This is a genomic window from Streptomyces sulphureus DSM 40104 (genome assembly GCF_000381025.1).
Taxonomy (GTDB): Bacteria; Actinomycetota; Actinomycetes; order Streptomycetales; family Streptomycetaceae; genus Streptomyces; species Streptomyces sulphureus.
In genome coordinates this window covers 38,334-62,925 of record NZ_KB905814.1, presented here as the reverse complement: position 1 = coordinate 62,925, position 24,592 = coordinate 38,334, and the positions used below count along the sequence as shown (strand labels likewise).

Genomic DNA, 24,592 nt, shown 5'->3' with positions numbered 1-24,592 from the left:
GCTCCCAGTGCCCCCGGCGAGCCGGGGCCAGCCCCCCGGCGTCCGCTGCGGGTGCTCGCCGCCATGTCGGGCGGCGTCGATTCGGCGGTCGCCGCAGCCCGCGCCGCCGAGGCGGGGCACGACGTCACCGGCGTCCACCTGGCGCTCTCCGAGAACCCGAAGTCGTTCCGCACCGGCGCCCGCGGATGCTGCACCGTCGAGGACTCCCACGACGCGCGCCGCGCCGCCGACGTCATCGGCATCCCCTTCTACGTCTGGGACCTCGCCGAGCGCTTCCGCGAGGACGTCGTGGAGGACTTCGTCGCGGAGTACGAGGCAGGACGGACCCCCAATCCGTGCCTGCGGTGCAACGAGAAGATCAAGTTCGCGGCGCTCCTCGACAAGGCGCTCGCCCTCGGCTTCGACGCCGTCTGCACGGGCCACTACGCCACCGTCACCGAACTCCCCGACGGCACCCGCGAGCTCCACCGCGCCAGCGACGCGGCGAAGGACCAGAGCTACGTCCTCGGCGTCCTCGACGACTGCCAGCTCGCGCACGCGATGTTCCCCCTCGGCGACACCCTCACCACCAAAGGGGAGATCCGCGCCGAGGCCGAGCGGCGCGGCCTCGCCGTCGCCGAGAAGCCGGACAGCCACGACATCTGCTTCATCGCCGACGGCGACACCCGCGGCTTCCTGGAGCGCCGCCTCGGCCGCACCGAAGGCGCGATCCTCGACGAATCGGGCGAGCGGCTCGGCACCCACGAGGGCGCGTACGGCTTCACCGTCGGACAGCGCAAGGGCCTCCGCCTCGGCCACCCCGCGCCCGACGGCAAGCCGCGGTACGTCCTCGACATCTCCCCGGTGGAGAACACGGTCACCGTCGGCCCCGCCGAGGCGCTCGACGTCACCGCGCTCCGCGCGATCCGCCCCCGCTGGTGCGGCGCCCCGCCCACGGCGCCCGGTACCTACACCGCCCAACTCCGGGCGCACGGCGGCGAGACGCAGGTGCGGGCCGAGGTCGCCGAGGGCGAGTTGCGGATCGAGTTCGCCGAACCGGTGCGCGGCGTCGCGCCGGGGCAGGCCGTCGTGCTCTACGACGGCACCCGCGTCGTCGGCTCCGCGACGATCGCGGCGACGGACCGCAGCACCGCCGCGGCGGGGTAGCCGGAGGGGCGGCGTCAGGCTTCGAGGAGGTCGAGCGTCTCGGCGCCGTCCTCGGCGAAGGTGCACAGCTCGGAGGCGGGCAGCGGCAGGAAGCCCTCCGCCTCCATCCGCGCCAACTGCTGCCGCAGGCCGTCGTAGTAGCCCGCGGTGTTGAGGACGACGATGCGCTTGGTGTGCTGGCGGTGCTTGCGAAGCTCCAGGATCTCGGTGGCCTCGTCGAGCGTCCCCGTGCCGCCGACCATCACGACGACGGCGTCGGACCGCCGGAGCAACTCCGCCTTGCGCGCCCCGAGATCGGCGGTGACCACCATCTCGTCCGCGTCCTCGCGCGCAGTCTCGCGGAGGAACTCGACGGAGACGCCTATGAGGCGTCCCCCCGCCGACTGCACGCCGTCCGCCATCACCTTCATCAGGCCCACGTCGGAGCCGCCCCACACAAGGTTGTGACCTCGTTTGCCGATAAGCTCGGCGAACTCCCGGGCAGGCTCGGTGTATACAGCAGAGAGCTCTGCGGCGGAGCAGAACACACAGATGTTCATGGGAGCGGTCATGCCAGAGGGCGGCGCGGGGTCTGTGGAGGCCATGGGCAGAAGTCTAGGGGCAGGCAGTCCGCCCGGACATATGGTGGTCTGCGGGGACAACGCTCTCTCGTTGCGGCTCGTCAAGGAGTTGGCGACGGTCTACGGGCAGCGCGTCACCGTCGTCCTGCCCTCGCTGCGCGGCGGCGACCACGGTCCGCAGATCGCCGAACTCGTCGACCGGCCGCTGCGCGACGCCAACGGCCGCCCGGTACCCGCCGGTCACGCGGTCCGGGCCGTCGAGTCACGGGTGCCCGACGACGACGCGCTCCGCCGCGCCGGCGTCGAGTCGGCGAGCGCCCTCGCGCTCACCTCGGGCGACGACCAGCTCAACATCCACATCGCGCTGCGCGCCCGCCGGGTCAACCCCGAAATACGCCTCGTCATACGCATGTTCAACCGCACGCTCGGCGGCTATCTGGAGAGCCTCCTCGACCGCGCCGTCGAGGTCCGCAGCCCCCACCTCGACGCCACGGCCGTCGACACCTCGACGACCGTCCTCTCCGATGCCGACACCGCGGCGCCCTCGCTCGTCGCCGCGGCCGTCGTCGGCAGCGACAAGATCGTCCAGGCGGAGGGGCTGCTGCTGCGTGCCAAGGAGCGCACCCTCGGCACCGCCGACGCGCGCGACCCGCTCTGCACGCTCGCGCTGCTCCCGGAGTCGGAGGCGTCCGACGAGGGCGACGTCGACGAGGAGGAGGGCCCCGACCACGAGGGCCCGCTCCTGCTGCCCTCGGAGACCGACCTCGCCGGACTGCCGCAGCAGCGGGGCGCCGTGATGCTGGAGGCGATCACCCGGCAGTCGAGCCCGCAGCCGGTGCGGGCGCCCAGGCTGCCGCGGCTCCTCGCCTTCAAGGAGTTCTTCTCGCGGCGGCTGCGGTACTCGGTCCTCGTCCTCGCCGCCGTCGTCTTCGTCCTCGCCGCGTGGAACTGGGTCCTCAGCGACGACTCGCCCCTCAAGGCCGGGTACATCACCCTCCTCGACCTCTTCGCCATCAACGAGCCGAAGGTCGACGAGCCCCACGACGAGCAGGTCCTCCAACTCCTCGCCGCTCTCGCGGGGATGCTGATACTCCCGCTCCTCATGGCGGTGGTGCTGGAGAGCTACGGGGCCTTCCGCAGGGCGAGCGAGATGCCGGCGCCGCCGCGCGGGATGTCGGGGCACGTGGTGCTGCTGGGGCTCGGCAAGGTCGGCTCGCGCGTCCTCGACCGGCTGCTGGAGCTGGAGATCCCCGTCGTCTGCGTCGAACGCGACCCGGAGGCGCGCGGTATGGCCCGGGCGCGGGAGCAGCGCGTGCCCACCGTCGTCGCCGACGTCACAGAACGGGAGGTGCTGGAGGCGGCGAAGATCAAGCGCGCCCGCGCCCTCCTCGCCCTCACCAGCAGCGACGGCACCAACCTGGAGGCGTCGCTCTACGCACGCCAGGTCAAGCCCGAACTCCGCGTGGTGATGCGCCTCTTCGACGACGACTTCGCCGCCACCGTCTACCGCACCCTCTACGACACCTACCCGACGGCGCAGACGCGGAGCCGCAGCGTCTCCGCGCTGGCGGCGCCTGCCTTCGCCGGCGCGATGATGGGGCGGCAGGTGCTCGGCGCGATCCAGGTCGGGCGGCGGGTCCTCGTCTTCGCAGCGCTCGATGTCGCCGACAACGCGCTGTTGGAGGGGCGCACCGTCGCGCAGGCGTTCCACCGTGGCGGGTGGCGGGTGCTGGCGCTCGACACCGGGGGGCAGGCGTCGCCGCCCGAGGCGGAGTGGCCCTTCGGGCAGGGCAGTACGGGCATGGAGTGGCGGCTCTCTCCCGACTACCCGCTCAAGGCGGGCGACCGCGTGGTCGTCGCCGCGACGCGCCGCGGCCTCGGCCGGCTGATGGCGGCGGGACCCTCGCCGGGCCCCAGGATCCCCGGCACCGGCGAGTACGACCTCGGCGGCGCGATCCGCAGGGCCGACGGGCACCTGCCGGGGCAGCCCGGCTGGGGCGCCTGAGCGCGCGGGCGCCGTCAGGCCCGCACCGTCGGGAGGGGCTGGTCTCCCGGGGTGCGGGCCCGTCACGGTACGGGGCTCAGCCGGTCGCGCGTACGGGATGCCCGCCGAACGCACGCGGCTGCGCGGTTACTTGTCGGTCAGCTTGAAGTGGAAGATGCCCCAGGTGAGGTTCTTCGCCCTGCCGCCTTCGACCCAGTGCTGAAGGCCCTTCTTCATGTTCCCCAGGTACTCGGCGCTGACCTTCTGCCCGAGCCCGTCGGCCTCCTGCTTCTCCGTCTCCTGGTGCACCCGGCCGTAGTGGGTCGCGAGTTGCTCGCGGTGCTCCTCGAAGCCGTCGCCGGTGCCCGGCTGGAAGCCGAGCTTCGTGAGCTCGCGCTTGTAGAAGCCGGGGGAGCCCATGTCCGAGAGGTGGATGCGGTCGAGGATCGGCTGGAGCGCTTTGGAGTCGACGCCGTCGGAGGCCATCGGGTCGGTGAAGACCACCTGGCCGCCCGGCTTCAGCACGCGGGCGATCTCCTCCATCACCTTGACGCGGTTGCCGCTGTGCAGGAAGGCGTCCTGGGACCAGATGACGTCGACGCTGGAGTCGGCGCAGGGGATCGACTCGAAGGAGGCGTCGGTCACGTCGATGAGGTGGCTGAGCCCGGCGGCCTCCGTGTACTGGCGGTTGCGCTCGTTCTCCACCTCGCTGAGGTTGAGCGCCTCGACGCGGCAGCCGAAGGTCTTGGCGAGATAGCGCGCCGAGCCACCGAAGCCGGCGCCGAGGTCGAGCACCTTGTGGTCGGCGGTGAGCCCGAGCCTCGACGCCATCTGCTCGACGGTGCGGCGGCTGGCGTCCGCGATCGGCTCGTCCGGGGTCTTGTAGAGGCCGACGTGAATGTCTTCGCCGCCCCAGACCGAGTGGTAGAAGGTGTCGGCGTCCGTCGAGTTGTAGTAACTCCGGGCCGTGTTCGTGGATTCCGAGTACTCGCCGGGGCGGTACGCCTTCTCCGCGACGTGAATGTAGAAGTCCGGCTCTTCCTCGCGGTAGGTGTCCTGGAAGTCGCCGTAGGTCTCGATGTGCTGGAAACCCACCTCGGACATCAGCTTGCGGGTGTAGTCCTTCCGCAGCGGATACATGTTGAGGTAGTACGTGGAACCGTCGTTGAAGTCGTACTGCATGCGGCAGAGTCCGTCGTCGAGGTAAGCGGGCTCCACCTTGACGTCTTCGCCGCAGTAGTAGAACGAGTGCTTGCTGGAATAGCCGTTGTCCAGCATCGCGTCGTAGTTGCGCTGATCGAGCACGAGAATGCCGTCGTGCTTCAGCATCGCGTAGAACTCAGCGAGTGCTTTTCGCCTGTCCTGCTCGGAGAAGAGGTGGGTGAAGGAGTTGCCGAGGCAGACGATGGCGTCGTACTCGCCGTGCACGTCGCGGTTGAGCCAGCGCCAGTCGGCGTGGACGACGCGGAGGATGTGCTCCTTCTTCATGCCGTTCTCGAAGGCGACGGCGAGCATGTCGGCGCTGCCGTCCGCGCTCACGGTCTCGAACCCGGCCTCCAGCAGGCTCACCGAGTGGAACCCGGTCCCCGTCGCCACGTCGAGCACGCTCTTCACGCCTCGCTTGCGCATGAGGTCGATGAAGAAATTGCCTTCGCTCTCTGTCCGCTTCTCCCAATCTATGAGCCCGTCCCACTTCTCCGCGAAGCTTGGGACGTATTCTTCTGTGTAGTGGCCCGTTTCCCGGACCTCGACGGGGTTGTCTCCGAACTCCTGAGCCGGTCGCGCGGAAATGACGAAACCTCCAGTACTGAGACGGTGGCCTATGGCGCGCGCCCCGGATGACGCCGCACTGGGGTGGCCCTGGAAGTGCCCAGGGAATGCACGGCAGGTTGAGGGGGCACGCACGGTCTCTGGCGCATAGCTATCCAGCTCCGGCAGATCTATGCCCCCAACTCGACCTGCACGCCGTTACATTGGCCTGAAACACCGCTTTGACCAGCGGGTTCTCGGTCCCGAAAAAATGCGGGGGGCATGCGGCGTCAAACCATGACAAGTACCCGCTCTGTCCGACCGTAGCGACAAGCAAGCTAAACCGGACGATCCCGCTCGAACGCACCCCGCGGCGCGGTGGGCCGACGATCGCGGGGGAGCGGGTGCGCGATGCGGCAGGATGTCGGTATGGCAACACACTTGATCACCGGCGCCGGGTCCGGAATCGGAAGCGCGGTCTCCCAACGTCTTCTCGACCGTGGAGACACCCTGTGGCTGCTGGCGAGAAACGCGGGCCGAGCCAAGGAGTTGGCGGAAAGGTTCCCCGGCGCACGGACCGTCGTGGGCGACCTCTCCGAACCCGCGCGACTCTCCTGGGCGTTGGAGAAACAGGAGCAGCCGGAAACGCTTGATTCGCTGCTGCACATCGGCGGCGTTGCGGAATTGTCCCCGGTCGCCGAATCGACTCCGGCGCTGTGGAACGCGTCGCTCGCCGCGAATCTCGTCGCGCCCGCAGAACTCACACGGCTGCTGCTCCCCCAACTCAGGCAGTCGCGCGGACACGTCGTCTTCGTCAACTCGGGCGCCGGACTCCGCGCCAATCCGGAATGGGGCGCGTACGCGGCGAGCAAACACGGACTCAAAGCCCTCGCCGACTCGCTCCGCGCCGAGGAGACCTCCGCCGGAGTGCGCGTCACCTCGGTCTACCCGGGACGCACGGCGACGCCGATGCAGGAGAAGATCCACCGCTACGAGGGCCGCTCCTACGACCCGGAGCAGTGGCTCGCACCGGCCGACGTGGCGCACACGGTGGTGTGCGCGCTCGACCTCCCGCGCGGGGCCGAGGTGACCGATTTGCAGGTGCGTCCGAAGAGTTGAACTTCCCCCTGTCGCGGCGCCCGCACGGAGGAGCCGTCCTCGAGGGGCTTGCGCCCGGCCACGTACCCTTTCCGGGTGAGTGAGACGGAACCGTACTTCCCCTGGGGTCGCGGCGCCGCGACCGGCGTCGGCTCGATGCCCGGAGACGACGCACGCGAGGCGGCCAAGGCGGTGCTCGGCACCTTCGAAGCCCTGCCGCACCTCCCGGAGCTGCCGGCCCGCGGGCCCGGCGCCGACATGCCGGGCCGCACCGCCGGGCTCCTCGCCGAGCTCTACGTGCAGGCGGAGCCGAGCGGTTGGCGCCTCGCCGACCGCCCGGGCCGCGACACCCGCAGGGCCCGCTCCTGGCTCGGCGAGGACCTCGACGCACTGGAGGAGTTCGCCGGCGAGCACACCGGGGCGCTGAAGGTCCAGGCGGTCGGCCCCTGGACGCTCGCCGCCGCGCTGCAACGGCGCAACGGCGAGGCGATGCTCGGCGACGCCGGAGCCTGCCGCGACCTCGCCGCCTCGCTCCGCGAGGGGCTCGCGGCCCACCTCGCCGAGGTCGCCCGCCGCGTGCCGCAGGCGCGCCTCGTCCTCCAGCTCGACGAGCCCTCGCTGCCCCGCGTGCTGGGCGGCCGGGTGCCGACCGCGAGCGGGTACCGCAGGTACGCCCCTGTAGAGGGCACGGTCGCCGAGTCGGCCCTCCGCGACCTCGTCTCCGGCCTCGCCGCGGACGCGCACGCGCACCTCCCGGTGATCTTTCACTGCTGCGCCCCCGGGGCGCCCTTCGGCCTGCTCCGGCGGGCCGGCGCGACGGGCTTCTCCTTCGACGCCGCCCAGCTTGCAGGCGAGCGCGGCGCCGCCGACGAGGCGCGGGAAGCCGAGGACACGGCGCTGGGGGAGGCGGTCGAAGACGGCCTCGCGCTCTTTGCGGGCGTCGTACCCGGCGCGGTCTCGGATGCGGCGGAATTGTCAGACCCGGCTAGTAGCGTCTCGGGTGTCAGGTCGCTGTGGCGCAGGCTGGGGCTCGCTCCCGGGCTGCTCAGCGAGTCCGTGGTGGTCACCCCTGCCTGCGGGCTCGCCGGCTCCGCGCCGGCGGCGGCTCGCGCGGTGCTCGCCCACTGCGTTCGCGCGGCGGGCTCGCTCGCCGACGACCCCGAGTAGTTCCCGAGTGGCTCCGTCGCCCGCAAGGAGCGCCCGCCGGCGCTCTTCCGCGTCCCGGCGTGCGGCGCCGACCGGACCGGAGAGGAAGAGACTGTGGCCGGTGAAGAAGCGGCGGCCGTGCCCGCCGAAGCCCGCGAGCGGCACCAGCGGCTCGCGGAGGAGATCGAGGACCACCGCTTCCGCTACTACGTCAGGGACGCCCCGATCGTCAGCGACGCCGAGTTCGACCGGCTCCTGCGCGAGTTGGAGGCGCTGGAGGACCGGCACCCGCAGCTACGCACCCCCGATTCGCCGACCCAGAAGGTCGCAGGGCAGTACGAGACGGAGTTCACCGAGGTCGCCCACCGCGAGCGGATGCTCTCCCTCGACAACGCCTTCGACGACGCCGAGCTGGGCGAGTGGGCCGACCGCATCGCGCGCGAACTCTCCGGCGTGCCCTACCACTTCCTCTGCGAACTCAAGATCGACGGCCTCGCCGTGAACCTCACCTACGAGCACGGGCGCCTCACCCGCGCCGCCACCCGCGGCGACGGCCGCACGGGCGAGGACATCACCCCCAACATCCGCACGGTCTCCGGTATCCCGGAGCGCCTCGCGGGCGAGCGCGTCCCCGAGCTCGTCGAGGTACGCGGCGAGGTCTTCTTCCCGATGGAGCGGTTCGACGACCTCAACAAGCGCCTCGTGGAGGCGGGCGAGAAGCCCTTCGCCAACCCGCGCAACGCGGCGGCGGGCTCGCTCCGCCAGAAGGACCCAAAGGTCACGGCCACCCGCCCGCTCCAGATGGTGGTCCACGGCATCGGCGCGCGCGAGGGCTTCGACATCGACCGCCTCTCGCACGCCTACGACCTGCTGCGCGAGTGGGGCCTTCCCACCTCGACCCACAGCCGCGTCGTCGAAGGGCTCGCCGGGGTGCGGGAGTTCCTCTCCTACTACGGCGAGCACCGCCACTCCGTCGAGCACGAGATCGACGGCGTCGTCGTCAAGCTCGACGAGATCGCGCTCCAGGGCCGGCTCGGCGCCACCTCGCGCGCGCCGCGGTGGGCGATCGCCTGGAAGTACGCGCCGGAGGAGGTCAACACCGAGCTTCTCGACATCCGCGTCGGGGTCGGCCGCACCGGCCGGGTCACGCCGTACGCGGTCGTCGAGCCGGTCACCGTCGCCGGCTCCGAGGTGGAGTTCGCCACCCTGCACAACCAGGAGGTGGTGAAGTCCAAGGGCGTCCTGATCGGGGACACGGTCGTCCTCCGCAAGGCCGGTGACGTCATCCCCGAGATCCTCGGCCCCGTCGCCGACCTCCGGGACGGCAGCGAGCACGAGTTCGTGATGCCGACGCACTGCCCCGACTGCGGCACGGCGCTGCGCCCCATGAAGGAGGGCGACATCGACCTCCGCTGCCCCAACGCGCGCTCGTGCCCCGCCCAGTTGCGCGAGCGGCTCTTCTATCTCGCCGGGCGCAAGTCCCTCGACATCGAGCACTTCGGATACGTCGTCGCGAGCGCGCTCACCCAGCCGCTGGAGCCGTCGCGACCGCCGCTCAGCGACGAGGGCGGCCTCTTCGACCTCACCGTCGAAGACCTCCTCCCCATCCGCGCGCACGTCGTCGACCCCGATTCAGGGCTCCCCAAGCGCGACCCGAAGACGGGCGAGGAGAAGGTGGTCACCCTCTTCGCCAACCAGCAGGGCGAGCCGCGGAAGAACACCCTGGCGATGCTGGAGAACATCGCGGCGGCCAAGGACCGCCCCCTCGCCCGTATCCTCACGGGGCTCTCCATCCGGCATGTCGGCCCCGTCGCCGCGGCCGCGCTGGCGAGGGAGTTCCGCTCCCTCGACCGCATCGCGGAGGCCGGCGAGGAGGAGTTGGCGGCGACGGAGGGCGTGGGTCCCACGATCGCCGCCTCGCTCAAGGACTGGTTCGCGGAGGACTGGCACCGCGAAATCGTCGCGCGCTGGCGGGCGGCCGGCGTGCGGATGGAGGAGGAGGGCGCCGCGGAGGAGGGGCCGCGTCCGCTCGCCGGGGTCACCGTCGTCGTCACCGGAACCCTCGCCTCGTACACGAGGGACGGCGCCAAGGAGGCGCTCCAGAGCCGGGGCGCCAAGGTGACGGGGTCCGTCTCGAAGAAGACCGATTTTGTCGTTGCCGGCGCTGACCCCGGATCGAAGTACGACAAGGCCGTCCAGCTCAAGGTCCCGGTCCTCCGCGACGACGCGTTCGCACTCCTGTTGACCGAGGGACCGGACGCGGCGCGGGATGCGGCGGAGCCCGTCGAGGAGGAGGGCTGAAGCCGTGGCGGCCGGCGGCGGGCGGCAGGACCCCGGCGCCCTTCCGCTTCGGGCCGCGGCCTTCCCCGGTCAACAGGCCGCCGGCGCACTTCCGTTCGGGGGCGCCGCCCGTCCCGCACCAAGCTCCCGGTTAGGCCGGCAGAAGAGCTGCACGTGGCGCAGGTACCGCCTGAGCCGCAGGCAGCGGGAGTTCATCGAGGTCCGGCTGTGCCGCAAGCCCCCGCGGCAGGCGGCGGTGCGATGCGTGACGTCGGGCCGCTGTTGTCCCATCTGTCGTGCTTCGTACGGCAGATGGACGCTTCGGAGCCGATGGCTTCCGGGCAACCACCGCCGATCGCTGCCCCATATCGCTCTCGGCGGCCTACTGTTGAAGGGTGGGCCTGTGCGTGGCGAGAGCGGGCCCCGACGGCTGTGAGAGGGACCGGGATGCAGGATTTCACCGGGGGCAGTCTCCCCGCGGGCTCTCGTCTGCCCTCCGAGACCGGCGCCCAGGCGAGCGCGCAGGGCGGAGCATCGGGCGGCGCGTCTGGTAGCAGGGGCACGGAGGACGTGCCCTCGTGGTTGCAGCGCCTCTCGGCGCTGAGACCACCGCTGCTGCCTCCGCTCGTGACCGCTGCGGCCGGCGTCGTCCTCGTACTCGGATTCGTCCGCGTCCTGACGGACGGACACGCGCTCTTCCCCGACGGAGTCGCCGGCTGGGCGTTCGCGCTCCTCATCGGCGCCGTCGTGGGGCACTTGGTGGCGCTGGGCAGGGACCGCTGGTGGGGCGGCACGGGTTCGGGCGCCGCGCTCACCCTCGCGATCCTCCTCCTCTACGGCTGGGTCCCGGCCGCCCTGGTGAGTCTCGCGGTCGTGGTGCTCGTGGGAGCGGCACGGCGGCACCGCTGGCGGCAGGCGTTGGCGCACGGCGCCATCGACATCCTCGGCATCGGAACGGCCGCGCTGATCCTGGCCGCGTTCGGGGTCCACCCTTCCGTCGCACGTCCGTGGCAGCCGGAGCAGTGGGTTCCGGGGGCGCTGCTGCTCGTCGGGCTCGCCGTCGTCGGCTACCTCGCCGTCTCGCGCGCACTGCTGTGGTTCTCCTTCGCGCCGCGCACGACCAGCCTGCCGACGCCGCTGCGCACGGCGCTCGCACGGCAGTTGCTCGTTGCCGTCGCGCTGTTGGGGCTCGCGCCGCTGATCGCGGTCGTCGCCGTCTACAAAGCCGCGCTGCTGCCGCTTTTCGCCGTCCCGCTGATCGCCCTCGACTCGACGCTGCGCATCGCACGCGCCCGCGCGGAGGAGCAGCTCCGCGACCCGCTCACGGGACTGCCCAACCGCCTCTGGCTCATGGAGCGGAGCTGGGCCGCGCTCGACGAGGCCGAACGCACCGAGAGCAGGGCCGCCCTGGTCCTGATCGATCTCGACCGCTTCCGCTCGGTCAACGACACCCTCGGCCATCTCGCAGGCGACCGCCTGCTGTTGCAGATAGCCGACCGCCTCCGCACCGCCCTGCCCCGCGGCGCCGAGGCCGCCCGCCTCGGCGGCGACGAGTTCGCCGTCCTGCTGCCGAGCTGCACCTCGATCACGCAGGCCCAGAAGATCGCCCGCGAACTCGTCGGCGCCCTCGGCTCCCCGCTCGACCTCGACGGCCTCAACCTCGTCCTGGAGGCGAGCGCGGGCGTCGCCGTCTTCCCCGAACACGCCCAGGAGGCCGAAGGGCTGCTCCGCCGCGCCGACGTCGCGATGTACGAGGCGAAGCGCGACCGCACCGCCGTCGAGGTCTACGAGGCCACCCGGGACGGCAACACCCCCGACCGCCTCGGCCTCCTCGCCGACCTCCGCCGCGCCCTCGACGCGGGCGAGGTCGCCCTCCACTACCAGCCGAAGGTCGGCTTCGACGGCACCGTCTCCGGCCTCGAGGCGCTGGTGCGGTGGGTCCACCCCGAGCGCGGCCGGGTGCCTCCCGACGAGTTCATCGCCATCGCGGAGACCTCGGGGCTGATGCCGAGGCTCACCGAGTACGTCCTGGAGACGGCGCTCGCGCAGGTGGCGAGGTGGTGGGCGCAGGGACTCACCGTGCCCGTCGCCGTCAACGTCTCCCCGCGCGACGTCCACTCGCCCGGCTTCGCCGGAGCCGTCGCCGCCCGCCTCGCGCGCCACGGAGTGCCGGCGCACGCACTCCAGTTGGAGATCACCGAGCACGTCCTCCTGGAGGACCCGCAGCGCGCCGCCGACACGCTCGCCGGGCTCACGGGACACGGTGTGCGCATGTCGCTCGACGACTTCGGCACCGGGTACTCCTCCCTCGTCCACCTGCGCCGCCTCCCCGTGAGCGAGCTGAAGATCGACCGCTCCTTCGTCGCACGCCTCGCCGTAGACACCGAGGACGCCGAGATCGTCCGCTGCACCGTCGACCTCGCGCACTCACTCGGGCTGCTCGTCGTCGCCGAAGGCGTGGAGGACGACGAGACCTGGGAGCGCCTGCGGGACCTCGGCTGCGACGCCGTCCAGGGCTGGCTCGTCGCCGCCGCGATGCCGCCGAGCGAGACGACGGCCTGGCTCCGCGCCAGGGACACGGCGACCGCCTCCCCCTGCACGGACCGCGAGGCGCTCGACGGCGACCGCCTCGCAGGACCCCCACCCGCCGCAGGCACCCCCGCGGTCGGCTCCGGAGGCAACCCCGGGACCGCCCTCCCCGGCCCGTCCACCTCCGACGACCCGACCGAGCCGGCGCCGGGCACGAGCGCCGCCGCACCCCCGCCCCCTGCGGCCCCGCGGCGCTCGACGCCGGAAGCGGGCGGCGCGACGCAGTCCCTCGCGCCCGCGCTCGAACAGCGCCCAGGGGGCGAGCGGCCGACGGGCGGCAGGCAACCCGTCCAGTAGCGGAGGGCGATCCGCTCGCGGGTGTGCACCCGCCCGGCGCACACCACCCCACGGGACCCATAGGATTGGGGCGGAAAATCCAACACTCACCCCAGAGGATCGCTGCATGCCTGGCATCACGCGCGAGGAGGTCGCCCACCTCGCCCGGCTGGCACGCCTGGAGCTGAAGGACGAAGAGCTGGAGCACTTCGCCGGTCAGCTCGACGACATCATCGGCGCGGTCGCCGCCGTCTCCGATGTCGCCGACGAGGACGTTCCGCCCACCTCCCACCCGCTGCCGCTCACCAACGTCATGCGCGAGGACGTCGTCCGTCCTTCGCTGACCCCGCAGCAGGCGCTCTCCGGTGCGCCCGCCCACGAGCAGCAGCGATTCATGGTGCCGCAGATCCTGGGGGAGGAATCGTGACCGACCTGACCAGACTCTCCGCGGCCGCGCTCGCGGAGAAGATCGCCGCCGGCGAGGTCACCGCCGTCGAGGCGACGGAGGCGCACCTCGCGCGCATCGAGGCCGTCGACGAGAAGGTCCACGCGTTCCTCCATCTCGACCGCGAGGGCGCACTCGCCAAGGCCCGCGAGGTCGACGCGAAGCGCGAGGCCGGCGAGAGGCTCGGCCCGCTCGCCGGCGTACCGCTCGCCCTGAAGGACATCTTCACCACCGAGGGCATCCCCACGACGGTCGGTTCCAAGATCCTCGAAGGCTGGGTCCCGCCGTACGACGCGACGGTGACGCGCAAGCTGAAGGAAGCCGACGTCGTCGTCCTCGGCAAGACCAACATGGACGAGTTCGCGATGGGTTCGTCCACCGAGAACAGCGCCTTCGGCCCGACGGGCAACCCCTGGGACCTCACCCGCATCCCCGGCGGCTCGGGCGGCGGCTCGTCCGCGGCGCTCGCCGCCTTCGAGGCCCCGCTCGCCCTCGGCACCGACACGGGCGGCTCCATCCGCCAGCCCGCCGCCGTCACCGGCACGGTCGGCGTCAAGCCGACGTACGGCGGCGTCTCGCGCTACGGCATGGTCGCCTTCTCCTCCTCGCTCGACCAGGGCGGCCCCTGCGCCCGCACCGTCCTCGACGCGGCCCTGCTCCACTCGGTGATCGCCGGCCACGACGAGCGCGACTCCACCTCCATCGACGCACCCGTCCCCGACGTCGTCGCGGCGGCCCGCAACGGTGAGGTGCGTGGCCTGCGCGTGGGCGTGGTGCAGGAGTTCAGCGGTGAGGGGTACCAGGCCGGCGTGATGCAGCGGTTCGGTGAATCCGTGGAGCTGCTGCGGGAGTTGGGCGCGGAGGTTGTCGAGCTCTCCTGCCCGTCCTTCACGAAGGCGCTCGCCGCGTACTACCTCATCGCGCCGAGCGAGTGCTCCTCCAACCTCGCCCGCTTCGACGCGATGCGCTACGGCCTGCGCGTCGGCGACGACGGCACGCACTCGGCCGAGGAGGTCACCGCACTCACCCGCGAGGCCGGCTTCGGGGACGAGGTGAAGCGCCGCGTCATGCTCGGCACCTACGCGCTCAGCTCCGGCTACTACGACGCGTACTACGGCTCGGCGCAGAAGGTCCGCACCCTCATCACACGCGACTTCGAGCGGGCCTTCGCACAGGTCGACGTCATCGTCTCGCCGACCACCCCGACGACGGCGTTCCCCCTGGGCGAGCGCGCCGACGACCCGATGGCGATGTACCTCGCCGACGTCTGCACGCTCCCCGTCAATCTCGCGGGCAACGCCGCGATGTCGCTGCCGTGCGGGCTCGCGCCGGAGGACGGACTGCCGGTCGGGCTCCAGATCATCGCCCCGGCGATGGCGGACGACAGGCTCTATCGTGTCGGTGCGGCGGTCGAGGCCGCCTTCGAGGCACGTTGGGGTCATCAGCTACTCGACGAGGCACCGTCGCTGTGAGGCCAACGGACGATCGAGGAACAGGAGACAGCACCATGAGCGGAAAGCTGGACAAGGCCAAGGGCTTCAAGAAGTCCAAGCCCGGCGTGTACCTGTCCATCGGGACCACGCTCTTCGGTGCGGTCACCGTGGTCAAGCAAGCGAAGAACGCTCGGCACGAGCAGGACTCCCTGAGGCTCGTCGATGCGCTGGTGTCCGGCGCCTCCATCGTGACGGGTGTCGCCCTCCTCGTCCGCGAGCTGCGGCGGATGGGCGACGACGACATCCTCGCGGGCTGACGCGGGGAAAAGAGAGGTTAGTTTTCCGTGACCGTCACTGAACTGGTGTCCTACGAGGATGCGTTGGCGTCCTACGAGCCGGTGATGGGCCTCGAGGTCCACGTCGAGCTCGGCACCGCGACCAAGATGTTTTGCGGCTGCTCCACCGGCCTCGGCGCCGACGCGAACAGCCAGACCTGCCCCACCTGCCTCGGCCTCCCGGGCGCCCTCCCGGTCGTCAACGCCGAGGGGGTGCGTTCAGCCGTGCGTATCGGCCTCGCGCTCCACTGCGAGATCGCCGAGTGGTGCCGCTTTGCCCGGAAGAACTACTTCTATCCGGACATGCCGAAGAACTTCCAGACCTCCCAGTACGACGAGCCGATCGCCTTCGACGGCTACCTCGACGTACAGCTTGAGGACGGCGAGGTCTTCCGCGTCGAGATCGAGCGCGCCCACATGGAAGAGGACACGGGCAAGTCGACGCACATCGGCGGCGCGACGGGCCGCATCCACGGCGCCTCGCACTCGCTGCTCGACTACAACCGCGCCGGCATCCCGCTCATCGAGATCGTCACCAAGCCGATCGTCGGCGCGGGCGAGAGGGCCCCCGAGGTCGCCAAGGCGTACGTCGCCGAGCTGCGCGAGCTCATCAAGGCGCTCGGCGTCTCCGAGGCCCGCATGGAGATGGGCCAGATGCGGTGCGACGTCAACCTGTCGCTCCGGCAGCACGGCGCGGAGAAGTTCGGCACCCGCAGCGAGACGAAGAACGTCAACTCGCTGCGCAGCGTGGAGCGCGCGGCCCGCTTCGAGATCCAGCGACACGCCGCGGTCCTCGACGCGGGCGGCACGATCATCCAGGAGACCCGCCACTTCCACGAGGACGACGGCTCCACCACCTCGGGCCGCGTCAAGGAGGAGGCGGAGGACTACCGCTACTTCCCCGAGCCCGACCTCGTCCCGGTCGCGCCCCCGCGCGAGTGGGTGGAGGAGCTTCGCGGCACCCTGCCCGAACTGCCCCGCGAGCGGCGGAACCGGCTCCGTGAGGAGTGGGGGATCAGCGAGCACGAGATGGAGTCGGTCCTCAACGCCGGCGCCGTCGACCCGATCGTCGCCACCGCCGAGGCCGGAGCGCCGTCGGACCAGGCACGCAAGTGGTGGATGGGCGAACTCGCCCGCCGCGCCAACGAGGACGGCGTCGCCCTGGAGGCGCTGCCGATCACGCCGGAGCAGGTCGCCCGGGTCTGCGCGCTCGTCGCGGAGGGCTCGCTCAACGACAAGCTCGCGCGGCAGGCGATCGAGGGAGTCCTCGCGGGCGAGGGCGCCCCTGACGAGGTCGTCGAGAAGCGCGGCCTCAAGGTCGTCTCCGACGAGGGCGCGCTCGGCACCGCAGTCGACGAGGCGATCGCCGGGAACCCCGACGTCGCCGAGAAGATCAAGGGCGGCAAGGTCGCGGCGGCCGGTGCGCTCGTCGGTGCCGTCATGAAGGCGACCCGGGGGCAGGCGGATGCCGCGCGCGTCCGCGAGCTGATCCTGGAGAAGCTCGGCGTCGAGGGCTGAGCGCTCAACCACGCGGCGGGACCCACCGGTTCGGTGGGTCCCGCCGCGTGTGCGCGGTCGTCAGGGCTTGCGGGCGACGCCGCCGTAGAACGAGACCTGGTAGTCGGAGTACTCCGAGGGCTCCTCGGGGCGCCAGCGGTGGACGGTGGTGACGCCGGGCTCGACCAGCTCCAGTCCGTCGAAGAACCGCTCGATCTCCGCCTTCGCGCGGAACTGCACGGGCGTCCCGCTCTGCAGGTAGAGCTGCCGGACCTTTTCGGCGATCTCCGGCTCGAAGTCGGGCGTCGCGTGCGAGAGGACGAGGAAGCTGCCCGAGGGCAGCGGCGCCAGGAACCGCTCCACCATCGCGTGCGGGTCCCAGTCGTCGGGGAAGAAGTGCGTCAGCGCGATGAGGGAGAGCGCGATCGGCTGCTCGAAGTCGAGCACCTCGTGCACTTCCTGGTTCTCGCCGAGCGAGACCTCGCGCACGTCGGCCTCGACGTAGGCGGTGTGCCCTTCGGGGGTGCTGCGCAGCAGCGCGCTCGCGTACTCCAGGACGAGCGGGTCGTTGTCGAGGTAGACGACCTTCGCGTCCGGGGCGACCTCCTGCGCGATCTGGTGCAGGTTCGGTGCGGTGGGGATGCCGGTGCCGAGGTCGAGGAACTGCCGGACGCCGTAGTCGCGGGCGAGTACCCGGGTGGCCCGGTGCATGAAGTACCGGTTCTGCTGCGCGGTGACGGCGGCGTGCGGCCAGAACGCGATGGCCGCTTCGGCGGCCTGCTTGTCGGCCTCGAACCAGTCCTTGCCGCCGAGGTAGTAGTCGTACATCCGCGCCGAGTGGGGCCTGCTGGTGTCGATCGTCTCTTCGTCGGCCATGGGCGCTCCTCGGACGGCGCGGGCAGATGGAGGCCGCTCACGTGCGTGCCGTGATCGGTCAAGGCGCAGCATAGTGCGCCGACTATCGGTCGGAGGAGGCGGTGCGGCGCCCAACTCGGGTGAGTGGAAGTGGCGTTCGGCTACCGCAGGTGGGCGACGAACGCCGTCCAGGCGACCCGGGGGAAAGCGAGCGTCGGGCCCTCCGGAAACTTGCTGTCGCGGACGGGGAGGAACTCGGGGTGCGCATCGGCCACTTGGACGCACTCGTTGTGGCCCCCGCTGTGGCTACTGGTCCGCCATGCGCTCCCGGAGAGCTGCGACGACTCGTCTCGACGGCTCATCTCTCGTGCTCCTTGGCCCTGCGGTGGATGAGTGAGCGGGATTCGACGCAGGACAGGGCGCCCGTACGCGCGGCGTCGAACAGCTCCCGATAGCGCCGGACTTCGGGTTCGCGCTCCAGCCACACTGCACCGGTCGGGTTGTCCGCCAACACGACGTCCGTCGCCGTCTCCTGCCGGAAGCCCAGTATGAGGTACGGGCCGAACATGCTGGCATGGGCCCCGTGGGAGAACGGAAGGACCTGGACCGTCACGTTGGAGAGTTCGGAGGCGTCCGCGAGGGCGGCCAACTGCTCCCGCATCACGCGTGCGCCGCCCACCTGTTGGAGGAGGACGGCTTCGGAGAGGACGGCCCGCAGGCGCAGCGGTGGGCTGTCGGTGAGCCTCTTCTGCCGGGTCATACGGACCGATACGAACTGATCGATCTCATCGGCGCTCCGCCATGCGTGCGAAGCCACGGTGACGGCGCGGACGTACTTCTCCGTCTGGAGGAGACCGGGCACCAACTGGGCCTGGAAGGTGCGGAGCGACTCGGCGATCGCCTCCAACGTGACGTAGTCGCGGTAGGTGTCGGCGAGCACGGGTCCGTACCGGTTCCACCAGCCGTGCTGCCGGCGGTGGTTGGCGGCGCGTGCCAGATTGGTGAGTTTTCTGTGCGACTTCGGTTCGTGAACACCGTAGGCATTGAGGAGAGCCGTCACGTCTGGTGACCTGACGAGTACCTTGCCGTTCTCCATGCGGCTGACCTTGCCCTTGGTGCAGTCGAGCACGTCGGCTGCGTCCGTGGTCGACAGGCCGGCGGCTTCCCGCAATCGGCGGAGTTCGTCGCCGAGTTGGCGCCCCAGGACGGTGGAGGGGCGCTCTGCGCTCGTGCGTGCACTCATAGCTCTTCTTGTAGCAGAAGGAAAGGGGGCGATCCGTCTGCTTCCCTCGGAAGGGTGAAAAAATAAAACAAAACAACCCGCAACGTTGCAAGTTGCCTCGTTTCAGGCCCACGCTGATCTTCCTTGAGTCTCAACCGGCCTACAGGCGGGGCCGGTTGGCCCCCGTCTGTACATCTGGAGACCGAAGTGGCGGCACCCCCGTACAAGATCAACTACCGCTTTCCCGGCACCCCGCGCAGCGTCCCCAGGGCGCGGACCGCGCTGCGGGAGGTGCTCGGCGGGTGGGGGAGCCCGAAGGAGCAGTTGGAGACCGCCGTTCTCCTCCTCTCCGAGCTGATGGGCAACGCGGTGCTGGCGTCGGAGGAGCGCGAGCAGCCGGTCGGGGTCCGGCTCGGCCTGCGCGGCGGGATACTGCGGATCGACGTCAGTGACGCGGGGGTCGGTGTGCCGCGTCCCCGGACTCCGGCATCGGACGAGGAGCACGGACGGGGGCTGTTCCTCGTCCAGTACCTCGCGGACCGCTGGGGCTTCGAGCCGGGGGACGGCGGTTGCGGGAAGACCGTCTGGTGCGAGCTGGGGAACAGCGCCGAGCCGGGACCTGCGGACGGCGCCGCTCCCTGACCGGCCTGGTCGCCCGGTGTGCGGGCCGAGCGCGGTCGTGTGGCCATCCCCACATAGCGGACAAAGGATCATTGTCCGGTGCGATGCTGACGCCACAGCCCGCACGACCGCGCACGGCACTCCCGGGAGGGTTCGGCGCACGACCCGGGAAGCAGGCGAGCTCACGTGACCGCACTCGCACGCTGGTGTCTGCGACGCCGCCTCCTCGTCCTGCTGCTCTGGCTGGCGGCGCTCGCCGGGACGGCCGCCGCCTCCTCGTGCGTCGGCTCGGCTTACTCGGCCGACTACGACGTCCCCGGGACCGAATCCGGCGCCGCCGCACGCCAGATGGAGAAGGCGTTCCCCGACCGGTCGGGCGACTACGACACGATCGTCTGGCACACCGACTCGGGGACGGTCCGCGCCGCCGCCGTCGAGCAGCGGATGACGGAGGTCCTCGACGAGATCGGGGGCTACAGCGGGGTCGCCTCCGTGCAGAGCCCGTACGCCGGGAGGGGCGGCGCGCAGATCAGCGAGGACGGCCGGACCGCCTACGCTGATCTGCGCTACGAGGCCGCCTACGACGAGTTGGAGGAGCGGGACGTACGCGCGGTCGTCGACACGGCCACGGCCGCGTCGTCGGACGGGCTCCGGGTCGAGGTCGGCGGACCGGGGTCGGGGACTCTCCAGGCGCCGTCGGCGACGGTCGCGGAGGCCGTGGGGCTCGGCGTCGCGGGGGTCGTCCTCTTCCTCGCCTTCGGCTCGCTCGCCGCGACGGCGCTGCCGCTCGTCACGGCGGTGGTCGGGGTGGGTACCGCGGCCTCGGCGACCGGGCTCCTCAGCCACCTGCTCCAGCTCGCCGACTTCGCGCCGATGCTCGGCACGCTCATCGGCCTCGGCGTCGGCATCGACTACGCCCTCTTCATCGTCACGCGACACCGCCGCGGCCTCCGCGCCGGGCTTCCCGTGCACGAGGCCGCGGCGAAGGCGGTGGCCTCCTCCGGGCGCGCGGTCGTCTTCGCCGGCGCGACCGTCTGCGTCGCGCTCCTAGGGATGCTCATCCTCCGGCTCGGTTTCCTCAACGGCGTCGCGCTCGCGGCCTCGCTGACGGTCGTCCTCGCCGTCGCGGCCTCCGTCACGCTGCTGCCGTCGCTGCTCGGGCTCATCGGCACCCGCGCGCTCAGTCGCAGGGAGCGCCGCCGCCTCGCGGAGCGCGGTCCGCAGCCCGATGTGCCGACGGGGTTCGCGGTGCGGTGGTCGCAATTGGTCGAGCGCCGCCCCAAGCTCCTCGCCGCCCTCGCCGTGGCGGTGATGGCCGTTCTCGCGGTGCCCGCGCTCGCCCTCCATCTCGGCACGTCGGACCAGGGCAACCACCCGGCGAAGAGCACGACGCGGCAGGCGTACGACCTCCTCGCCGACGGCTTCGGGCCCGGCACCAACGGCTCGTTGACTCTCGTCGGCGAACTCGACGGTTCGGGCGACCGCCTCGCCTTCGACGGGGTCCCCGAGACGCTGCGGGAGACCCCGGGGGTGGCCCGGGTCAGCGGTCCGGAGTTCGACGGCAGCGGCACCACGGGCGTGATCACGGTGGTGCCGGAAACCTCGCCGCAGTCGGTCGCGACCTCCCGGCTCGTGGCGGAGCTGCGGGACGACGTCCTCCCCGGCGCTCTTGGCGACGCGGCGCCCGAGGTGCACGTCGGCGGGCTCACGGCGGGCAACGACGACTTCGCCGAGGTGGTGACGGGCAAGCTGCCGCTCTTCGGCGGCGTCGTAATCGGCCTGGGGTGCCTGCTGCTGATGCTCGCGTTCCGCAGTCTCGCCGTACCGCTCAAGGCCGCGGTGATGAACGTCGCCGCCGTCGCCGCCTCGTTCGGGGTGGTCGTCGCGGTCTTCCAGTGGGGCTGGGGGAGCGAGCTGCTGGGCCTGGGGAGCGGCGGGCCGATCGAGCCGTTCCTGCCGGTGATCATGATCTCGGTGCTCTTCGGGCTCTCCATGGACTACCAGGTCTTCCTGGTGAGCCGGATGTACGAGGAGTGGCGGCGCACCGGCGACAACCGGTGCGCGGTCCGCGTCGGCCTCGCCGACACCGGCCGGGTCATCAACTCGGCCGCCGTGATCATGATCGCGGTCTTCGGCGCCTTCGTCCTCAGCGGGGACCGGGTGATCGCCATGTTCGGGGTGGCGCTCGCCGCCGCCGTCGCGCTCGACGCGTTCGTCCTGCGCACGCTCCTCGTGCCCGCGCTGATGCACCTGCTCGGCGGCGCCAACTGGTGGTTGCCGCGCGCCGTCGACAGGTGGCTTCCGCGGATCAGCATCGAGCCGGAGGGCCAGGAGCACCGCGATGGGGAGCCCGCAGACGCCGCCCGTGCCCCGGCGCACGCGTCGGTGGGCGCCGCAGCCGGTCCCCGCCTGCCCGAGCCGAGGCACCCCCCGTTCATCGGGCTCTCAGATTCGGCTTCTACGGTTGCGCACCATGGCTACCGATACGACCAAGACCGACAACGAGAAGACCGGCACGGAGCCGGAGACGACCGAAGAGGAGGCGAAGAAGACGGAGGCCGCTGAGCAGACGGCGGACTCCGAGGAGACCCCGGAGGACGCCCGCGACGACGCGCCGGCCGACGGCGAGGCGACGGAGCTGCCCGTCGCGAAGAGCGGCGGCCTCGCCGCAGGCGCCGGCGCGGTCGTCAGCGCCGGACTCGGCCTCGCTTCGATCACCGGGACGTCGCTCAGCGAAATGTTCCGCGAGCGCAAGCAGCTCCTCGGCCAGATCGAGGCGGGGAGCGGGGGCGGGAGCGACCAGGTCAACGCGCTCTACGGCGCCCCTTGGCACGCCACCGCGATGATCAACAGCATCTTCGCGCTCGTCGCCGTGCTCCTCGGCGGACTCCTCGTCCTCCAGCTCAGCGGGCGTACCGACACCCGCCCCTGGGTCCGCGCCGTCGCGCTCGGCGGTGCGATCCTCGGTGCGATCGGTCTTCTCACGGGGCTGGGCATGTACTTCGACCTCTTCGCCTCGCAGCCGGAGCTGCCCGGCGCCGGGGGCTGACCGTCCGCCTCCCGGCGCGACAGCCCTGCACCCGGCGCGAGCCGGCCATCGGATACCGGTGGCCGGCTTTTCGCTTGGGAGGGGGCTGGTCAACAGGCGGGCTGTGTGGGGGCGTTGGGTGGGGCGGGGCACTCTGTCCCGGTCGGTCCCGCGTGGACGTGCGGGCGGGGCGGCGAGTTTGAGCAGGGCGTCGACGCCAGTGTGAAACACGTCCGGCGCCCGCCCAGTGCAGGCGCCTTGACGAGCGGCCGTGAGCCGGTTACGGCAGGGGTGAGCCCCGGCACCGGGATGGTGCCTGGGCTCTGGGGCCTGCCCGGGGTCCGGGCGCGAGCGCGGCCGGTGTCGGCCACTTCGTGACGCTCGCGGCGGGCGACGCACCGCGGTGGACGTCGAGCTGCTCGGCGGCGGGCTGTACGTCAGCGAGCCGACCGAGGCAGAGGGCTAACCGGGTCACGTTCGACTACCTCCGCAGTCAGGCCGCATCCACGACTCGATCTCTGGATCCTGAGACCAGCACGCGAGGAGTACACGTAACGACGCACCACCGCTGCCGAGCTGTCGACGGCTGACTACCGGAAGAACAGCTACAGCAGCAGCGGCGGGAACGAATGCGTGGAGCTGGGGAGGGTGACCGGCTGGTCTGCCGTACGGGACTCCCAAGGACACCGACCGTCCAGCACTGGCCTTCTCACCTACTGCGCTCGGCACATTCCTTGAGCACGTGAAAGCCGGCGGCCTTTGACAGCTCTCTTGCACGGCTCGGGTTTGGACTCTTGCGTGCGTGAACGGTTGGAAGCCACTGTCGGTCCGCAGGGCTGGCCTTGGGCTATTCGTCCATGAAGTCCTGTATATCCATGTTGCCGATCGCCAGGTTGGCCACCATGATCCCGACCCTCCTCGGGTCGATGCGGAAGGTGTCACCGATAGGCCTGTTCAGTGAGACGACCAGGACGCGGTGGTCGGGATCGCGCATCGCGGTCCGGTCCGCGAGCACCACGAGGTCCGCAACCATCCTTTCGTCGTCTTGGCTGCGGTGGACCAGTGCCATGAGCTGCGTGGGGGTGGAGCCTTCGAAGAGCGGGTCGTCCACGGTGTCGACGTAGTCGCTGAAGTCCTCGATGGGGTCGTCATAATCCACTCCCGGACGGTGCACGGTCTCAACAAGCGACGTCCAGGCGGCGTCATCGCTGAAGTCGGTACGCACGAGCAGACCGAAGTTCTCCTGGGTGAGGAGGGGCAGAGCCCGGTTCGGTGGCTCATAGCGCGGCGCAGGGTTCAGCGACTCCAGGTAGGCACCCACCGGCTCGGGCAGGTCGTCCCACCGGTCCCCCGCTGTCGCTTCTGCCTCGACAGGGGCCTCCTTCTCGAAGTGCTCCAAGGTCATCCACAAGTACGGGCGGTGCAATACCAGGTGGAGCAGGGCTGCTTGGCGGGACGTGATCCGGAAGGCGTCTCCGTCGGTGCCGCGGAACGCCAGCAGCGGACGCAGTTGAGGGTCGGCCGTGGTCTCGTCGTTGGTGAGCAGCACGAGGTCGGGTATCCACGTTTCGTGTGTGCGTAGGGCCTCGCGTGCCTCCTCGGGGGTGGCGCCCTGCCAAGCGGGGTCGTCCACCACGATCAGGCGTCGGGGGATGGGCTCTGGCGGCACCGCGTGGGCCGCGTCTCCCGGGTGCGGCGTGACCAGGCCAGGCAGGCCATCCACGTGGGAGAGCACGTCACGCCAGGCTTCGTCGTCGTGGTGGGTGCGGATCAGCAGCATGCCGGGCACCCGCGGACCGTCATCGATCGCGGGCAGGGGCAGAGCAGGACGCATCGGGGTACCTCGCAAGTCTCGCTGTCGTTTGCCAGTCGCTCAGTTCTACCTGCCGGCTCTGACAAGACCCGGTCCTCTTGCGGCATCTTCCCGATGACCACACGCCCTTGGTGGCGGATTCTCGCGCTCGTGCCCACGCCAGCTCTCCTCGCCCAGCTTCTCCGTGCCTGGCCGCCGCGCGGGACACCGCACGCAGCACCGGAGCAACCGCAAGTCGTGCATACGGTCGCGGGGCTGACCCCGCGGCGTCGCACAATGCCGCGGCTCCGATGATCCTCGGCTGCGCGCCGCGGGGGAGGGGTGTGAAGACCTGTCGGGTCAGCCGGGCCCGGTCGGACCACGCCCTTTCCCGCGGTGGGGCGGTTTCGGGTGGTGATGATGCGTATCTCGCCGTTGACGCCGGTGCTGGCGCGGGCGATCGACGCGTCCCCGTGTGCTGCCGGGCGAGCTCATCTTCGAGCCCCAAGGTCGACGGCTGCCGGGTGCTCGTCTTC

Annotated in this window: 20 protein-coding genes; 14 read left to right on the top strand and 6 right to left on the bottom strand. The window is 71.2% G+C overall.

Translation table 11 applies throughout. The features are described from left to right. Positions 1-51 precede the first annotated feature (51 nt). A complete protein-coding gene (mnmA, locus tag F603_RS0104550; RefSeq protein WP_019544831.1) occupies positions 52-1,146 on the top strand; it encodes a tRNA 2-thiouridine(34) synthase MnmA in 1,095 nt (364 codons plus the stop codon). 14 nt (positions 1,147-1,160) lie between these two features. Here mnmA and F603_RS0104545 read toward each other — a convergent pair whose 3' ends face one another. Then, entirely contained in the window at positions 1,161-1,685 is a 525-nt protein-coding gene (locus F603_RS0104545; protein ID WP_026328141.1) for an LOG family protein, read from the bottom strand. An 82-nt stretch (positions 1,686-1,767) separates the two neighbouring features. Between F603_RS0104545 and F603_RS0104540 the strand changes: the two genes are divergently transcribed. Next, a complete protein-coding gene (locus F603_RS0104540) occupies positions 1,768-3,711 on the top strand; it encodes an NAD-binding protein (protein WP_019544829.1) in 1,944 nt (647 codons plus the stop codon). Between the two features lie 126 nt (positions 3,712-3,837). Here the strand turns inward: F603_RS0104540 and F603_RS0104535 are convergent, their stop codons facing one another. After that, positions 3,838-5,481: a glycine/sarcosine N-methyltransferase gene (locus F603_RS0104535; RefSeq protein ID WP_483855292.1), complete on the bottom strand. Its 1,644-nt coding sequence runs from the start codon at positions 5,479-5,481 to the stop codon at positions 3,838-3,840. 387 nt (positions 5,482-5,868) lie between these two features. On the opposite strand from F603_RS0104535, the gene F603_RS0104530 reads away from it, so the two are divergent. The 8 genes from F603_RS0104530 to gatB all read left to right on the top strand — a co-directional run bounded on the left by F603_RS0104530 (position 5,869) and on the right by gatB (position 16,559). Then, positions 5,869-6,558, top strand: a complete 690-nt coding sequence (locus F603_RS0104530; RefSeq protein ID WP_019544827.1) for an SDR family oxidoreductase — start codon at positions 5,869-5,871, stop codon at positions 6,556-6,558. Positions 6,559-6,633: 75 nt separating this feature from the next. Beyond that, entirely contained in the window at positions 6,634-7,704 is a 1,071-nt protein-coding gene (locus tag F603_RS0104525) for a uroporphyrinogen decarboxylase/cobalamine-independent methonine synthase family protein (RefSeq protein ID WP_281168866.1), read from the top strand. A 93-nt stretch (positions 7,705-7,797) separates the two neighbouring features. After that, entirely contained in the window at positions 7,798-9,984 is a 2,187-nt protein-coding gene (gene ligA, locus F603_RS0104520) for an NAD-dependent DNA ligase LigA (protein WP_019544825.1), read from the top strand. A gap of 549 nt (positions 9,985-10,533) precedes the next feature. Next, positions 10,534-12,849, top strand: a complete 2,316-nt coding sequence (locus F603_RS0104515) for a putative bifunctional diguanylate cyclase/phosphodiesterase (protein WP_019544824.1) — start codon at positions 10,534-10,536, stop codon at positions 12,847-12,849. Positions 12,850-12,955: 106 nt separating this feature from the next. Next, entirely contained in the window at positions 12,956-13,255 is a 300-nt protein-coding gene (gene gatC / locus F603_RS0104510; RefSeq protein WP_016909969.1) for an Asp-tRNA(Asn)/Glu-tRNA(Gln) amidotransferase subunit GatC, read from the top strand. After that, positions 13,252-14,745: an Asp-tRNA(Asn)/Glu-tRNA(Gln) amidotransferase subunit GatA gene (gene gatA / locus F603_RS0104505; RefSeq protein WP_019544823.1), complete on the top strand. Its 1,494-nt coding sequence runs from the start codon at positions 13,252-13,254 to the stop codon at positions 14,743-14,745. Before gatC ends, gatA begins: the two co-directional genes overlap by 4 nt. A gap of 35 nt (positions 14,746-14,780) precedes the next feature. Beyond that, entirely contained in the window at positions 14,781-15,023 is a 243-nt protein-coding gene (locus F603_RS0104500) for a hypothetical protein (protein WP_019544822.1), read from the top strand. A gap of 27 nt (positions 15,024-15,050) precedes the next feature. Beyond that, positions 15,051-16,559, top strand: coding sequence for an Asp-tRNA(Asn)/Glu-tRNA(Gln) amidotransferase subunit GatB (gene gatB, locus F603_RS0104495; RefSeq protein ID WP_019544821.1), 1,509 nt, complete (start codon positions 15,051-15,053; stop codon positions 16,557-16,559). 60 nt (positions 16,560-16,619) lie between these two features. On the opposite strand, the gene F603_RS0104490 is transcribed toward gatB, so the two are convergent. The 3 genes from F603_RS0104490 to F603_RS0104480 form a co-directional block, all read right to left on the bottom strand. Then, a complete protein-coding gene (locus F603_RS0104490) occupies positions 16,620-17,414 on the bottom strand; it encodes an SAM-dependent methyltransferase (protein WP_019544820.1) in 795 nt (264 codons plus the stop codon). A 140-nt stretch (positions 17,415-17,554) separates the two neighbouring features. Next, positions 17,555-17,755 carry a DUF397 domain-containing protein gene (locus F603_RS0104485; protein WP_019544819.1) on the bottom strand — a complete coding sequence of 67 codons (201 nt, stop codon included), beginning with the start codon at positions 17,753-17,755 and terminating at the stop codon, positions 17,555-17,557. Next, positions 17,752-18,636 (bottom strand): helix-turn-helix domain-containing protein, encoded by an 885-nt coding sequence (locus tag F603_RS0104480; protein ID WP_019544818.1) that lies wholly within the window; start codon positions 18,634-18,636, stop codon positions 17,752-17,754. Before F603_RS0104480 ends, F603_RS0104485 begins: the two co-directional genes overlap by 4 nt. A gap of 186 nt (positions 18,637-18,822) precedes the next feature. Between F603_RS0104480 and F603_RS0104475 the strand changes: the two genes are divergently transcribed. From F603_RS0104475 to F603_RS36365, 4 genes are all read left to right on the top strand, one after another. Next, complete coding sequence (locus tag F603_RS0104475) at positions 18,823-19,257, top strand: ATP-binding protein (protein WP_019544817.1); 435 nt, start codon at positions 18,823-18,825, stop codon at positions 19,255-19,257. 165 nt (positions 19,258-19,422) lie between these two features. Beyond that, entirely contained in the window at positions 19,423-21,801 is a 2,379-nt protein-coding gene (locus tag F603_RS0104470) for an MMPL family transporter (RefSeq protein ID WP_019544816.1), read from the top strand. Next, a complete protein-coding gene (locus F603_RS0104465; RefSeq protein ID WP_019544815.1) occupies positions 21,710-22,285 on the top strand; it encodes a hypothetical protein in 576 nt (191 codons plus the stop codon). Before F603_RS0104470 ends, F603_RS0104465 begins: the two co-directional genes overlap by 92 nt. A gap of 555 nt (positions 22,286-22,840) precedes the next feature. Beyond that, positions 22,841-23,002, top strand: a complete 162-nt coding sequence (locus tag F603_RS36365; protein WP_078503543.1) for a DUF397 domain-containing protein — start codon at positions 22,841-22,843, stop codon at positions 23,000-23,002. Between the two features lie 109 nt (positions 23,003-23,111). On the opposite strand, the gene F603_RS0104460 is transcribed toward F603_RS36365, so the two are convergent. Then, positions 23,112-24,098, bottom strand: coding sequence for a DUF6924 domain-containing protein (locus F603_RS0104460; RefSeq protein ID WP_019544814.1), 987 nt, complete (start codon positions 24,096-24,098; stop codon positions 23,112-23,114). Positions 24,099-24,592: the final 494 nt, after the last annotated feature.

What these genes read in the sequence shown, in the direction of transcription:
- F603_RS0104545 (WP_026328141.1), bottom strand. Translation starts at nt 1,685, where the DNA reads ATGAACATCTGTGTGTTCTGCTCCGCCGCAGAGCTCTCTGCTGTATAC.
- F603_RS0104540 (WP_019544829.1), top strand. Translation starts at nt 1,768, where the DNA reads ATGGTGGTCTGCGGGGACAACGCTCTCTCGTTGCGGCTCGTCAAGGAG.
- F603_RS0104530 (WP_019544827.1), top strand. Translation starts at nt 5,869, where the DNA reads ATGGCAACACACTTGATCACCGGCGCCGGGTCCGGAATCGGAAGCGCG.
- gatC (WP_016909969.1), top strand. Translation starts at nt 12,956, where the DNA reads ATGCCTGGCATCACGCGCGAGGAGGTCGCCCACCTCGCCCGGCTGGCA.
- F603_RS0104500 (WP_019544822.1), top strand. Translation starts at nt 14,781, where the DNA reads ATGAGCGGAAAGCTGGACAAGGCCAAGGGCTTCAAGAAGTCCAAGCCC.
- F603_RS0104490 (WP_019544820.1), bottom strand. Translation starts at nt 17,414, where the DNA reads ATGGCCGACGAAGAGACGATCGACACCAGCAGGCCCCACTCGGCGCGG.
- F603_RS0104485 (WP_019544819.1), bottom strand. Translation starts at nt 17,755, where the DNA reads ATGAGCCGTCGAGACGAGTCGTCGCAGCTCTCCGGGAGCGCATGGCGG.
- F603_RS0104480 (WP_019544818.1), bottom strand. Translation starts at nt 18,636, where the DNA reads ATGAGTGCACGCACGAGCGCAGAGCGCCCCTCCACCGTCCTGGGGCGC.
- F603_RS0104465 (WP_019544815.1), top strand. Translation starts at nt 21,710, where the DNA reads ATGGCTACCGATACGACCAAGACCGACAACGAGAAGACCGGCACGGAG.
- F603_RS0104460 (WP_019544814.1), bottom strand. Translation starts at nt 24,098, where the DNA reads ATGCGTCCTGCTCTGCCCCTGCCCGCGATCGATGACGGTCCGCGGGTG.